Genomic DNA, 13,425 nt, shown 5'->3' on the forward strand with positions numbered 1-13,425 from the left:
GTCCGCGGCTCGGAGCATGATGGGTGCCATGACCACCGAGAGCAAGGACTTCGACACCCCCGTCTGGGAGCAGCGCTTCCGGGCGCCGCGCATCTCCCTGCCCGAATGGGCCGAGGAGGCTCCGGACCGCTCACTCTTCGTGTCCAACGCGACCGGGACGTACGAGCTGTACGCCTGGGACCGGGCGAGCGGCGAGCAGCGGCAGGTCACGGACCGGCCGAACGGGACGACGGACGGGGTGCTGTCGCCGGACGGCGCCTCGGTCTGGTGGTTCGCGGACACCGACGGGGACGAGTTCGGGGTGTGGATGCGCCAGCCGTTCGCGGGCGGCGCGGACAAGCCGGCCGTGCCGGGCCTCGCCCCGTCCTATCCGGCCGGGCTCGCCATCGGCCGGGAGGGCACGGTCGTGGTGGGCCGGTCCACGGACGAGGAGGGCACGACGGTCCATCTCGTACGGCCCGGGACCGGCACCCCGGTCGAGATCTACCGGCACCGGGAGTCGGCCGGCGTGGGTGACCTGTCGTACGACGGCTCGCTGGTCGCGATCGAGCACACCGAGCACGGCGACGCGATGCACTCGGCGCTGCGCGTGCTGCGCGCCTCGGACGCGGGCGTGGTCGCCGAGCTCGACGACACCAAGGGCGGCACGGAGGAGCTGGGGCTCACGGTCCTCGGCTTCGCCCCGCTGGCCGGGGACACCCGGCTGCTCGTCGGCCACCAGCGGCGCGGCCGCTGGGAGCCGATGCTCTGGGACGTGGCGACGGGCACCGAGACCGATCTGCGGCTCGATCTGCCGGGCGACGTGTCGGCGGAGTGGTACCCGGACGGCTCGGGCCTGCTGATCGTGCACGGCTTCGAGGCCCGCAGCGAGCTGTGGCGGTACGAGATCGCGACCGGCGCCCTGGTCCGGGTGGAGACCCCGGCCGGTTCGGTGTCGAGCGCGACGGCCCGGCCGGACGGCTCCGTGGAGTACCTGTGGTCCTCGGCCGCCGAGCCGCCGGTGGTGCGCTCCACGGCCGGCGGCGTCGTCCTCGACCCTCCCGGCCCGAAGGCGCCGCCGTCGGTGCCCGTGGAGGACGTGTGGGTGGACGGCCCCGGCGGCAGGGTCCACGCCCTCGTGCAGCGCCCGGCGGAGGGCGAGGGCCCCTTCCCGACGGTCTTCGAGGTGCACGGCGGCCCCGCCTGGCACGACAGCGACGCCTTCGCGTCGGGTCCGGCGGCCTGGGTGGACCACGGGTACGCGGTGGTGCGGGTCAACTACCGGGGCTCCACGGGGTACGGCCGGGAGTGGACGGACGCGCTCAAGCACCGCGTCGGCCTGATCGAGCTGGAGGACATCGCGGCGGTCCGCGCCTGGGCCGTGGCGAGCGGCCTCGCCGACCCCGGGCGGCTCGTCCTCTCCGGCGGTTCCTGGGGCGGGTACCTGACGCTGCTGGGGCTGGGCACGCAGCCGGACGACTGGGCGGTCGGTCTGGCGGCCGTGCCCGTCGCGGACTACGTCACGGCGTACGAGGACGAGATGGAGGCCCTGAAGGCGCTGGACCGGACGCTGCTGGGCGGTTCCCCGGAGGAGGTGCCCGAGCGGTACGCGGCCTCGTCGCCGCTGACGTACGTGGACGAGGTGAAGGCCCCGGTGCACGTGTCGGCCGGCGTCAACGACCCGCGCTGCCCGATCCGGCAGATCGACAACTACGTCGACCGGCTGGCGGCCCGGGGCGCGGTCCACGAGGTGTACCGGTACGACGCGGGCCACGGCTCCCTGGTGGTGGAGGAGCGGATCAAGCAGGTCGCCCTGGACCTGGACTTCGCGGCGAGACACCTGGGGACCGCGCCGCCGGTGCGGGGAGGTGCCGCGGGCCCGGCCTGACCGGCGGGACGCCGGGGACCCGGTCGTCGGGGGTTCGGATCCGCTTGCGTACCGTGGGGGGCGTGTACCGGTTCCTGAGAACGCCCCGCTGGTGGGGGATCAACGTCTTCGTCCTCCTCGCGATCCCGTTCTGCGTCTTCATGGGGACCTGGCAGCTCGGCAAGTTCGAGGACCGCGTCGACTCCCATCGGGAGGCCGAGCAGCGGCCCGCCGCGCGTGCGGAGGAGACCGAGCCGCTGGACTCCCTGATGCCGGTGGACAAGGAGACCTCGGGCCGCTCGGCGCGGGCGCGCGGCCGGTTCGGGGAGCAGTTCCTCGTGCCGGACCGCGAGCTGGACGGCCGCGCCGGCGCGTACGTCCTGACGCTGCTCAGGACTGACGGCGGCCGGTCGCTGCCGGTGGTCCGGGGCTGGCTCCCCACGGGCGCGAAGGCCCCCGCCCCGCCGTCGGGCGAGGTGACGGTGGTGGGCGCGCTCCAGGCCTCGGAGACCCCGGGCACGAAGGGCGTCCACACGGCGGGCGGACTGCCCGAGGGGCAGCTCGGCATGATCAGCGCGGCGTCCTTGGTGAACGTGGTCACGGACGACGTCTACGACGCCTGGATCACCCTCGCGGACTCCCCGGCCGGGCTCACGCCGGTCCCGGCGGTGGCCGCGGCGGGCACGGGCCTGGACGCGAAGGCCTTCCAGAACCTCGGCTACACGGCGGAGTGGTTCGTCTTCGCGGGCTTCGTCGTCTTCATGTGGTTCCGCCTCGTACGCCGCGAGGCGGAGGCCTCCCGCGACGAGGCGCTGGGCCTGTAGGCGCCGGGCGGCGCCGGGCCGGTGGCCGCCGGGACGCCCAGGGCAGTGGCCGCCGGGACGCCCAAGGCGGTGGCCGCCGGGTCGGTGGTGACCGAGGCCCGCGGGCCGGGCCGGTGGCTGCCGGGCCGGTGGCCCGCAGGCCGCTTGGGCCTGTGACTGCCGGGATGCCCGGCCGGTGACTGCCGGGCCCTGCGGGCCGGGCCGGTGACCGTCAGGCCGGCGGTCCGCAGTCCGCTGGGCCGATGGCAGCCCGGCCGGTGGCCGCCCGGCCGGCCAGTCGGCTGAGCGGGCGGCCGGGCGGTCAGGTCAGGAAGTCGTCAGGGTTCCGGTGCGGTAGATGGTGCCGGCGCAGGCGTTCGGGATGAGGGCCGTCGCCGTGGGGCCGCCCGGTTCCGCGGTGTGGCTGACCACGACGCTGCCGTCGGCCGGAGCGCCGTCCTCGTGGACCAGCTGGGGTGCCGCGCCGGCGCCCTCCTCCGCACTGGCGCCGCCGGTCTCGGTGCCGCCCGCCCCGCTCGTCGGGTCGTCCGTCGGGGTCGGCGTCGGGGTGGCCGTCGGGGTCGGGGTGGCGGGCGGTTCGCTCGGGGCGGTCGGCGTGGGGGCCGGGGTGGTGCCGGTCGTCGGGCAGGTCTCGCTCGGCACCCAGACGAACTTCACCTCGTAGCTGCCGCTCGGCTTCAGGGCGATCGCGAGCGACTCCTGCGAGGGGTCGGGCAGCCCGCTGCCCCCGTCGCCCGAGGTGTGCCGGACCACCGATATCCGGCCCGGGTCCGCCGCCCCCCTGGCCTCGAAGCCGACGATGCCCGCGCCGTCCACGAGGCAGGCCCGGTCGGAGACGTTGGCGATGCGGAAGGTGCCGTGGACCTTGCCCTCGGCGTCGGCCCCGCCCGTTTCCTGCCCGGCGACGCCGAGCTGGTCGGCGGTGCACCGCGGGGTGGAGTCGGGGTCGGCGCCCAGCGTCTGGCCGGGGAGGTCTCCTGAGGCGGCGGAGCCCGGGCGCTGCGGCTTGCCGGAGGCGTCGTCGGCCCCGCCGGGGCTCGGCGAGGCGCCGTTCGCGGGGGCCTCGGAGCTCTGGCCGCCCTCGATGCCGGTCTCGGTGCCGGTGCCGCCCTGGGCCTGCTCGCCGTGGCCGGCGTTCACGGGGTTGGCGGCGGAGAGGCCGCCCGAGGCGGCGACGTGCACGAAGGCGGGGACGGCCGTGCCGATGAGGACGGCGGCGGCCGCGGCACCGACGACGGCCTGCCGCTTCCGGGCGCGCCGCGCGGGCACGGCACGGCGCAGGTGCTCCAGCGAGCCGAGGGACGGCTCCATGCCGCCCACGGCCTCCTGGAAGAGCCGTCGCAGCGCGAGCTCGTCGTCGCCCTCGCCGGACCCGGGCTCGATCTTCACCATGCGCCGTCCACTCAGCTCGTCACGTTCATCCAGGGCGTCGGGCTTCTCCGGGGCGGCGGAGGACGCCGTCCCGTCCTCGCGCGCCGGCTCGGCGGCATGCCTCTCGGGGACGTCGTCGCCGTCACGGTTCTCGTGGGCCACGCCGTCCCCGCCGGGTGCCTCGCTCATGTCGTCGCTCCCATCGCGACGCGCAGCGCCGCGATGCCCCGCGAACCGTACGCCTTCACCGAACCCAGGGATATCCCGAGCGTCTCGGCGACCTGGACCTCGGTCATGTCGGAGAAGTACCGCAGGGCGAGCACCTCGCGCTGGCGCCGCTGGAGTCCGCGCATCGCCCGGATCAGGTCCTCGCGCTCCAGCTGCTCGTACGCCCCCTCCTCCGCGCTGGCCATGTCCGGCATCGGCTTGGACAGCAGCTTCAGGCCGAGGATGCGGCGGCGGAGCGCGGACCGGGAGAGGTTCACCACGGTCTGCCGCAGGTAGGCGAGCGTCTTCTCGCGCTCGCGCACGCGCTTGCGGGCCGAGTGGACGCGGATGAAGGCCTCCTGGACGACGTCCTCGCAGGAGGCCGTGTCGTCGAGGAGCAGCGCGGCGAGACCGAGCAGCGACCGGTAGTGGGCGCGGTAGGTCTCCGTCAGGTGGTCGACGGTGGTGCCGGCGGCCGGGGCGGTCTCGGTGCTCCTGCGGGGCGACGGGATGCCGTCCACGCCGCCGGTGCGGGATCCGGTGGGCACGGGGGCGATCACCGGCATGCCGCCGAGCGCGCGCGGACGCCCGAGCGGACGGACCGCGGGGCCGCGCGCGGGGACCGCGGGGGCGCGTACGGGGACCACGGCGCCGCTCCGCACGGGGAGCACCGCCGTGCCCGCGCCGCGCGGCGGGGCGATGGTCGCGATGTCGAGTACCTCTGCCACGCCTGTTGGACACGCTTCCCCCCGGCAGGGTTGTACGCGTACGCCACCCTTTTCGACGGCGAGTTGTTCGTCCTCATGCGTAACCGTTCTCCCCCGATGCCCCGCTTCCGGCGTGTCCCGCGCCACACGGTCGTGGGTGCACGCAGAGACGCGCCCCGCCCAACTCTGGTTGCAGTACGGGGAAAGTGCATCGTCGACCACGGCATCGCCGCAGTTCAAGGGGTATCTGACACCTTTTTGCTCACAGGACGTTCACAGATCACGCAAATCCGTGACAAGAGATTCCGCGATCTGGAGCGCGTTGAGGGCCGCGCCCTTGCGGAGGTTGTCGGCGCAGACGAAGAAGTCGAGCGCGCGCTCGTCGTCGAGGGAGCGCCGGACCCGGCCGACCCAGGCGGGGTCGGTGCCGACGACGTCGGCGGGGGTGGGGAAGTCGCCGGCTTCCGGATCGTCGCAGAGCACGACCCCCGGCGAGGTGGCCAGGACCTCGTGTGCGCGGCCGACCGGGACGGGGCGCTCGAAGCGCGCGTGCACGGAGACGGAGTGTCCGGTCACGACGGGGACGCGGACGCAGGTGGCGGAGATCCGGAGAGCGGGGAGGCCGAGGACGCGGCGGGTCTCGTCGCGGACGCGTTCCTCCTCGGAGGAGGAGCCGTCGGCGCCGGGAGTGCCCGACCAGGGCAGGACGTTGAGCGCGAGGGGGCCGGGGAAGGGGCCGGTGTTCTCGCCGACGGCCCGCCGCACGTCTCCGGGGCGGGTGCCGAGATCGCCGTCGGCGGCCACCAGGCCGAGCTGGGCGCGGAGTGCGTCGATGCCCGCCCGTCCGGCGTCGCCGGCGGCCTGTTGGGCGGTGACGACCAGTTCGGCGAGCCCGAACTCGGCGTGCAGGGAGCCCACGGCGACGATCAGCGCGAGGGTGGTGGAGCCGGGGCCGGCGACGATGCCCCGGGGGCGCAGCCGGGCGGCGTGCGCGTTGAGTTCGGGGACGACGAGCGGCACGTCGGGGTCCGCGCGGAAGGCGGCGGAGGTGTCCACGACGACGGCGCCCTTGGCGACGGCGATCGGCGCCCAGTGGGCGGCGACGGTCTCGGGCACGAGGAAGAGGGCCAGGTCGGCGCCCTCGAAGGCCTCCTCGTCGAGTGCGAGGACCTCGCACTCCTCCCCCCGCACGGCGGTCTTGCCACCGGCCGAACGGGGAGAGGCGAGAAGGCGGATCTCGCCCCAGACGTCCGCGTGGTGCGTGAGCATCTGGAGCATCACCGAGCCGACCGCCCCGGTCGCTCCCACGACCGCGAGCGTCGGCTTCGGGTTCATCGTCCGGTGCCTCCGTAGACGACGGCCTCGTCCGAGTCGCTGTCCAGGCCGAAGGCGGTGTGGACGGCGCGCACGGCCTCGTTGACGTCGTCGGCGCGGGTGACGACCGAGATGCGGATCTCGGACGTCGAGATGAGCTCGATGTTCACGCCCGCGTCGGACAGCGCCTTGAAGAAGTCGGCGGTGACGCCCGGGTTCGTCTTCATGCCCGCGCCGACCAGGGAGATCTTGCCGATCTGGTCGTCGTAGCGCAGCGAGTCGAAGCCGATCGCGGCCTTGGCCTTCTCCAGCTCGTCGATGGCCTTGCGGCCCTCGGCCTTGGGGAGGGTGAAGGAGATGTCCGTGAGGCCGGTGGAGGCCGCGGACACGTTCTGCACGATCATGTCGATGTTGATCTCGGCGTCCGCGACGGCGCGGAAGATGGCCGCGGCCTCGCCCGGCTTGTCCGGCACGCCGACGACGGTGATCTTCGCCTCGGAGGTGTCGTGGGCGACACCCGAGATGATGGCCTGCTCCACCTTGGAGTCCCCTGTCGGTTCGTTGCTGACCCACGTGCCCTGGAGCCCCGAGAAGGACGACCGGACGTGGATCGGGATGTTGTAACGGCGTGCGTACTCGACGCAGCGGTGCAGCAGCACCTTGGAGCCGGAGGCGGCGAGCTCCAGCATGTCCTCGAAGGAGATCCAGTCGATCTTCTTCGCCTTCTTCACGACGCGCGGGTCGGCCGTGAACACACCGTCGACGTCGGTGTAGATCTCGCAGACCTCGGCGTCGAGCGCCGCGGCGAGCGCGACGGCGGTGGTGTCGGACCCGCCGCGCCCGAGCGTGGTGATGTCCTTCTTGTCCTGGCTGACGCCCTGGAAGCCGGCGACGATGGCGATGTTGCCCTCGTCGAGGGCGGTACGGATCCGGCCCGGCGTGACATCGATGATGCGCGCTTTGTTGTGGACCGAGTCGGTGATGACGCCTGCCTGGCTGCCCGTGAACGACTGGGCCTCGTGGCCCAGGTTTTTGATCGCCATGGCCAGCAGGGCCATGGAGATCCGCTCTCCGGCGGTCAGCAGCATGTCGAACTCGCGTCCGGCAGGGATCGGGGATACCTGCTCGGCGAGATCGATCAGCTCGTCCGTCGTGTCGCCCATCGCGGAAACCACGACGACCACCTGGTGGCCGTTCTTCTTGGCGTCCACGATTCGCTTGGCGACGCGCTTGATGCCTTCGGCATCGGCAACGGAGGAGCCTCCGTACTTCTGCACGACAAGGCCCACGTGCGCTCCTCGCTCAGTCTGTGCCGCAGCCGGCGCTGCGATCGCCTCAGTCTATCGAGGGGTCGGAAAACGCCGACGTGATATCGCATGATGAGACACCGCGCTCACAGAGCGATCATCGAGGCGGTCCGACGGCCCCGGCAGGGCCGGGCACTACTTCCGGAGGGATCGGATCCGCAGGCCCAGCGGGGTCGCGATCTCCTCCAGCATCACGCGGCCCGCCTCCTCCGCGAGGTCGTCCTCGGTGAGGTCCTCGTCCGTGTCGAGTCCGTCGAGCTCCGCGAGGGGCTGGTCGAGGCGGACGTGGGAGACGAGGGACTGGAGGGCGCGGAGGGTGGCCGAGGCGGTCGGGCCCCAGTTGGAGAAGTACGAGAACTGCCACCACCACAGCGCCTCGCTGGTGCGGCCCGCACGGTAGTGGGCGAGCCCGTGGCGCAGGTCGGTGACGATGTCGGCGAGGTTGTCGGAGATCCGGGCCGGCACCGGGGCCTTGCGCGGCTCGTACGGGTCGAAGACCTCGGAGAAGACGTCGACCGGCTCCAGCATCACCGCGAACCGCTCGCGCAGGTCGTCGACGTCCGGCTCGGGGCCCGTGTCCGGCTCGTACCGCTCGTCCGGGACGATGTCCTCGTGCGCGCCGAGACGGCCGCCCGCCAGGAGCAGCTGGGAGATCTCCAGGAGCAGGAAGGGCACCGCGCTGTCCGGCTCGTCGCCCTTGGCGACCTCGGTCGTCGCGACGATGAAGCTCTCGATCGAGTCGGCGATCTGGACCGCGAAGTCGTCCGGGTCCTGCGTGACGGAGTGCAGTGTGGGATCAGACATCGAGCAGCCTCCCTGAGAGCGCGCCGGAGCGCGCACCGGCCCTGTCGTCATACATCTAGCAGCCTCCGCCCCTCGAAGGCACGGCCGAGGGTCACCTCGTCGGCGTACTCCAGGTCGCCGCCGACCGGAAGGCCGCTGGCGAGCCGGGTCACCTTGAGCCCCATGGGCTTGATCATCCGCGCCAGGTACGTCGCGGTGGCCTCGCCCTCCAGGTTCGGGTCGGTCGCGAGGATCAGCTCGGTGACGGTGCCGTCCGCGAGCCGGGCGAGCAGCTCGCGGATGCGCAGGTCGTCCGGGCCGACGCCCTCGATGGGGCTGATCGCCCCGCCGAGGACGTGGTACCGGCCGCGGAACTCGCGCGTCCGCTCGATCGCCACGACGTCCTTGGGCTCCTCGACCACGCAGATGACGGTCAGGTCGCGGCGCGGGTCGCGGCAGATGTTGCACTGCTCCTGCTGTGCCACGTTCCCGCAGACCGCGCAGAACCTGACCTTCTCCTTGACCTCCAGGAGCGCGTGCGCGAGCCGTCGGACGTCCGTGGGCTCCGCCTGGAGGACGTGGAAGGCGATCCGCTGCGCGCTCTTGGGACCGACGCCGGGCAGCCTGCCCAGTTCGTCGATGAGGTCCTGAACCACGCCTTCGTACAACGGAACGCCTCTCTCGGGAGTGCTTGATTCTTACGGTAGTGGCTGGAAGCGAGCCTTAGAAGGGCTCAGAAGCCGAGCCCCGGCATGCCGCCCATGCCCTGGGCGAGCGGACCGAGCTTGGCCTGCTGGAGCTGCTGCGCGTTGTCGTTGGCGGCCTGCACGGCGGCGACGATCAGATCGGCCAGCGTCTCGGTGTCCTCGGGATCGACCGCCTTGGGGTCGATCTCCAGGCCGCGCAGCTCGCCGGCGCCGGTGACGGTCGCCTTGACCAGGCCGCCGCCCGCCTGCCCGTCGACCAGGGTCGCCGCGAGCTCCTCCTGGGCCCGGGCGAGGTCCTGCTGCATCTTCTGGGCCTGCTGGAGAAGCTGCTGCATGTTGGGCTGGCCACCACCGGGGATCACGGTCACTCCTCTTGTCGCGGAACTCTGTGAAATGAGCCTACGTGGTCGCGGACCGGCCCGCCGACGCAACTCTTTCGAGTGAGAAACTGCGGGCTCCTCTAGCTGATCAACACCCTCTTGCGGGCGGAAATCCCGGGATTCCGGGCCCGTCGCCCACCATTCGGCGGTAGGAAGGGCAGGCACCACGTGCACCGCACGTCACAGAAGGACATGAGCACTGAGCTGAACAGAGGAGTCCCCCGGTGAGCCAGCAGCCGGAGATGCAGCCACCGGGACCCCCCGGGGGAGACGTCCACCGCGATCTGACCGGTACGCCCTTCCCCCTGGGCGACTGGGGCGAGCCGGCCGAACGGCTCGACGAGCTGTACCGCTGGGTCGAGAACAACGCCCTGCGCACCGTCGAGTGGTACCTCTCCGACCGCGTCCGCAAGCGCCGGGCCGCCCGGATCCTGCGGATCGGCACGGCCGTGGGGGCGATCGCGGGCGCCGCGCTCCCGCTGCTCGACCTGACCGGGGTCGCCGGGGGCGCCGCGGGCTGGGGCTATCTGTCGCTGCTGCTCGGCGCCGCCTGCACGGTCTGCGACCGGTACTTCGGGCTGACGTCCGGCTGGATGAGGGACGTGGCGACGGCACAGGCCGTGCAGCGCCGTCTCCAGGCGCTCCAGTTCGACTGGGCCTCGGAGAGCGTCCGGGAGGTCCTGGGGCCCACGGAGGGCACGGCGAGCGAGGCGGCCGAGCGCTGCCTCGGCGTGCTGCGCCGCTTCTCGGAGGACGTGACGGAGCTGGTACGGGCGGAGACCGCGGACTGGATGGTCGAGTTCCGCTCGGGTCCGGCGCCGCTGGCGCTCCAGTCGGTCGGCGTGGCCCCGGCCCGGCCCGAGGTCTCGCACCCCCCGGGCCGTTTCCCGCTGCCGCCGGGCACCCGGCCGAACATGCCGCGCCAGCGGCCCCCGGAGGCCCGCTAGGGGCGGTCCGGGGGCCGGGAGGAGGCCTCAGCTCAGGATGATCATCGAGCCCTGGGCGAGGCTCCGGGTCGCCGCCGCGTGCAGTCCCAGCCAGACGTGCCGCTCCCGTGCGAAGGGGTGGCCGTCGTACGGAACGGCCACGGCCGGCTCCTCCAGCGTGGTGGGCCGTTCCGGCGGCTGCGGGGCCGCGGGCGGGTTCGCCGGGTCGATGCCGATCGAGGGCGCCACGAACTCCAGCTCCCGCAGCAGCCCGTACGAGGAGCCGAGCGGGCCGCCGCCCTCGAGGAGCTCGTCGTTGGCGAGCGGCGCGGGGAAGTCCACCGGCACGTACGCGCCCGCGTGGTCGTAGTGCCAGACCAGGTGGGACTGCTGGGCGGTCGTCTCGAACATCTCCAGGAGCTGTTCGTAGTCCCCGCCGAGCTCGTCGACGGGCTCGACCGGCAGCCCGCACATCCGGAGCAGGTAGGCGCGGCGGAGGAAGTGCAGGGCCGTGTAGTCGAAGCCGGCGACCGGGGCGACGTCTCCGGAGAGCCCCGGCATGTACGCGTAGACGGGCACGGTCGGCAGGCCCGAGGCGCTCAGCACGGCGTCGTAGGCGGCTATCTCTTCGGCGAAGGGGTTGTCGGGGCTGTGGCACAGCACGTCGACGAGGGGGACCAGCCACAGGTCACAGGCCAAGGGAGGCTCGCTCTCCGTCAGTTGCAGGGACGGCCAGGGTAGTCGGCCCGGCCGACGACGCCCACCCGCCGATGACCTGCCCCGGGATGCCCGGCCTCAACCCGAAGGGGCCTCAGAAGGGCCTCAGCGGGTCCGTGCCTCCAGGCGGTCGGCCCATTCCAGCGAGTGGGCGTTGTAGGCCCGGACGAGCCCGACCGCCGCCTCCGCGTCACCGCGGGTGATCGCGTCGACCAGGTCCACGTGGCCGCTCCACAGCCAGCCGAGGACGTCCCGCTCGGAGCGCAGGTAGGGCACCGAGAAGACCCAGGCCTGGACGCGGAGCCGGTGCAGGAAGTCGGCGATGTGGTCGTTGGCGGAGACGAGGCGGCCCAGCTCGCGCCAGTAGCGGATGTCGTAGCCGATCAGGATGTCGAGGTCCCCGGCGCGGGCGGCGCGGGCGGCGGCCTCGCCCCGGCGGCGTACGGAGACGAGCGCGACGCCGATGCCGAGGTCGGGCTCCGGGGCGGGGGGCTGCGGGGTCGTCGCGGGGGCGTGGCGGCGGAAGATGCCGTCGACGACGAGCATCCGGGCCTCGACCATGCTCCGGTAGTCGTCGATCGAGTACTGGTGGACGCGGAAGCCGCGGTGCTGGTCGGAGTCGAGGAGGCCCTGGGCGCAGAGGTCGACGAGGGCTTCGCGGACGGGCGTCGCGGAGACCCCGTACTGCTCGGCGATCTGCTTGACGGTGAACTCCTCGCCCGGCTGGAGACGGCCCGCGAGCACTTCGTCACGGAGCGCGTCCGCGATCTGCTGTCGCAGGGTGCTGCGCGTGACAGCTCCGCTCGCGGGCATGTGGTCGGTCCCCTCCGTCCGGTTCCGGACACCCTAGTCCAGACGGAGGAGACCTCCCCGTGTCCGGTTACGCGGTGTGCTCGTCGGCGACCGCGAGGGCCGCGTCCAGGGCCGCCAGGCCCTCCTTGGCCTCGGCCTCGGAGACGTTGCAGGCGGGGACGGCGTGGGTGCGGTTCATGTTCACGAAGGGCCACAGGCCCTGCTTCTTCGCCGCCGCGGCGAAGGCGGCCATCGGCGCGTTGGCCTCGCCGGCCGCGTTGTACGGGACGAGCGGTTCGCGGGTCTCCTTGTTCCTGACGAGGTCGAGCGCCCAGAAGACGCCCGTGCCGCGGACCTCGCCGACGGACGGGTGGCGCTCGGCGAGCTCGCGCAGGCCCGGGCCGAGGACGTTCTCGCCGATGTGGGCGGCGTGCTCGACGACCTTCTCGTCCTCCATCACCCCGATGGTGGCGACGGCGGCGGCGCAGGCCAGCGGGTGACCGGAGTAGGTCAGGCCGCCGGGGTAGGGGCGCTTGTCGAAGGTGGCGGCGATCTCGGCGTTGATGGCGACGCCGCCGAGCGGCACGTAGCCGGAGTTCACGCCCTTGGCGAAGGTCATCAGGTCGGGGACGACGTCGAAGTGCTCGGCGGCGAACCACTTGCCGGTGCGGCCGAAGCCGGCCATGACCTCGTCCAGGACGAAGACGATGCCGTACTTGTCGCAGATCTCGCGGACGCCGGCGAGGTAGCCGGGCGGCGGGGTCATGATGCCGGCGGTGCCGGGCACGGTCTCCAGGATGATCGCGGCGATCGTCGCCGGACCCTCGAAGGCGATCGTGTCCTCCAGGTGCTGGAGGGCCCGCGCGCTCTCCTCCGCCTCGGTGGTGGCGTAGAAGGGCGAGCGGTAGAGGAACGGCGCCCAGAAGCGCACGACGCCGGCCGAGCCGTTGTCGGAGGCCCAGCGGCGCGGGTCGCCGGTCAGGTTGATCGCGGTGGAGGTGGCGCCGTGGTACGAGCGGTAGGCGGAGAGCACCTTCGTGCGGCCCGTGTGCAGACGGGCCATGCGGACGGCGTTCTCGACGGCCTCGGCGCCGCCGTTGGTGAAGAAGATCTTGTCCAGGTCGCCCGGGGTGCGCTCGGCGATGAGGCGTGCGGCCTCGGAGCGGACGTCGACGGCGAAGGCGGGCGCGAAGGTCGCGAGCTTCCCGGCCTGCTCCTGGATCGCGGCGACGACCTTGGGGTGCTGGTAGCCGATGTTCGTGTAGACGAGGCCGCTGGTGAAGTCGAGGTAGCGGTTGCCGTCGTAGTCCCAGAAGTACGAACCCTCCGCGCCGGCGACGGCGAGCGGGTCGATCAGTCCCTGTGCGGACCAGGAGTGGAAGACGTGCGCGCGGTCGGCGGCCTTGACGGCCGCGCCGGCCTGGGGATCGGGTTCGACATGAGGGGTCATGGGGTCGAGGGTAAGGAACCGCAGGTGGGACGGGCCATCACCATCTTGTCCATCGAGACCGCGACGGACCCGACACGTTGCGGGGTGGGGCGGG

At 72.8% G+C, this 13,425-nt stretch carries 13 protein-coding genes; 3 read left to right on the forward strand and 10 right to left on the reverse strand.

What is annotated here, in order from left to right:
* The first annotated feature begins 19 nt into the window (after nucleotides 1–19).
* Nucleotides 20–1,867, forward strand: a complete 1,848-nt coding sequence (locus ACZ66Z_RS13385) for a S9 family peptidase (RefSeq protein ID WP_469934265.1) — start codon at nucleotides 20–22, stop codon at nucleotides 1,865–1,867.
* 62 nt (nucleotides 1,868–1,929) lie between these two features.
* On the forward strand, nucleotides 1,930–2,670 hold the full coding sequence (locus ACZ66Z_RS13390; RefSeq protein WP_469934090.1) for an SURF1 family protein: 741 nt from the start codon (nucleotides 1,930–1,932) through the stop codon (nucleotides 2,668–2,670).
* A gap of 306 nt (nucleotides 2,671–2,976) precedes the next feature.
* On the opposite strand, the gene ACZ66Z_RS13395 is transcribed toward ACZ66Z_RS13390, so the two are convergent.
* From ACZ66Z_RS13395 to ACZ66Z_RS13425, 7 genes are all read right to left on the reverse strand, one after another.
* Nucleotides 2,977–4,230, reverse strand: coding sequence for a hypothetical protein (locus tag ACZ66Z_RS13395; RefSeq protein ID WP_469934091.1), 1,254 nt, complete (start codon nucleotides 4,228–4,230; stop codon nucleotides 2,977–2,979).
* Entirely contained in the window at nucleotides 4,227–4,976 is a 750-nt protein-coding gene (locus tag ACZ66Z_RS13400) for a SigE family RNA polymerase sigma factor (RefSeq protein WP_469934092.1), read from the reverse strand. The genes ACZ66Z_RS13395 and ACZ66Z_RS13400 overlap by 4 nt, the downstream gene beginning before the upstream one ends.
* 252 nt (nucleotides 4,977–5,228) lie before the next feature.
* A complete protein-coding gene (locus ACZ66Z_RS13405; RefSeq protein ID WP_469934093.1) occupies nucleotides 5,229–6,290 on the reverse strand; it encodes an aspartate-semialdehyde dehydrogenase in 1,062 nt (353 codons plus the stop codon).
* Nucleotides 6,287–7,558, reverse strand: a complete 1,272-nt coding sequence (locus ACZ66Z_RS13410; RefSeq protein ID WP_469934094.1) for an aspartate kinase — start codon at nucleotides 7,556–7,558, stop codon at nucleotides 6,287–6,289. The genes ACZ66Z_RS13405 and ACZ66Z_RS13410 overlap by 4 nt, the downstream gene beginning before the upstream one ends.
* 153 nt (nucleotides 7,559–7,711) lie before the next feature.
* Nucleotides 7,712–8,380 carry a DUF5063 domain-containing protein gene (locus tag ACZ66Z_RS13415; protein ID WP_469934095.1) on the reverse strand — a complete coding sequence of 223 codons (669 nt, stop codon included), beginning with the start codon at nucleotides 8,378–8,380 and terminating at the stop codon, nucleotides 7,712–7,714.
* A gap of 47 nt (nucleotides 8,381–8,427) precedes the next feature.
* Entirely contained in the window at nucleotides 8,428–9,027 is a 600-nt protein-coding gene (gene recR, locus ACZ66Z_RS13420; RefSeq protein ID WP_030747474.1) for a recombination mediator RecR, read from the reverse strand.
* Between the two features lie 65 nt (nucleotides 9,028–9,092).
* Entirely contained in the window at nucleotides 9,093–9,428 is a 336-nt protein-coding gene (locus tag ACZ66Z_RS13425) for a YbaB/EbfC family nucleoid-associated protein (protein ID WP_469934096.1), read from the reverse strand.
* Between the two features lie 260 nt (nucleotides 9,429–9,688).
* On the opposite strand from ACZ66Z_RS13425, the gene ACZ66Z_RS13430 reads away from it, so the two are divergent.
* A complete protein-coding gene (locus ACZ66Z_RS13430) occupies nucleotides 9,689–10,393 on the forward strand; it encodes an SLATT domain-containing protein (RefSeq protein WP_469934266.1) in 705 nt (234 codons plus the stop codon).
* A 27-nt stretch (nucleotides 10,394–10,420) separates the two neighbouring features.
* On the opposite strand, the gene ACZ66Z_RS13435 is transcribed toward ACZ66Z_RS13430, so the two are convergent.
* The 3 genes from ACZ66Z_RS13435 to ACZ66Z_RS13445 form a co-directional block, all read right to left on the reverse strand.
* Entirely contained in the window at nucleotides 10,421–11,071 is a 651-nt protein-coding gene (locus ACZ66Z_RS13435) for a hypothetical protein (RefSeq protein WP_469934097.1), read from the reverse strand.
* A gap of 123 nt (nucleotides 11,072–11,194) precedes the next feature.
* Nucleotides 11,195–11,902: a GntR family transcriptional regulator gene (locus ACZ66Z_RS13440; RefSeq protein ID WP_469934098.1), complete on the reverse strand. Its 708-nt coding sequence runs from the start codon at nucleotides 11,900–11,902 to the stop codon at nucleotides 11,195–11,197.
* 67 nt (nucleotides 11,903–11,969) lie between these two features.
* On the reverse strand, nucleotides 11,970–13,331 hold the full coding sequence (locus ACZ66Z_RS13445) for an aminotransferase class III-fold pyridoxal phosphate-dependent enzyme (protein ID WP_469934099.1): 1,362 nt from the start codon (nucleotides 13,329–13,331) through the stop codon (nucleotides 11,970–11,972).
* Nucleotides 13,332–13,425 lie beyond the last annotated feature (94 nt).

This window comes from Streptomyces sp. NPDC107498, assembly GCF_055582805.1.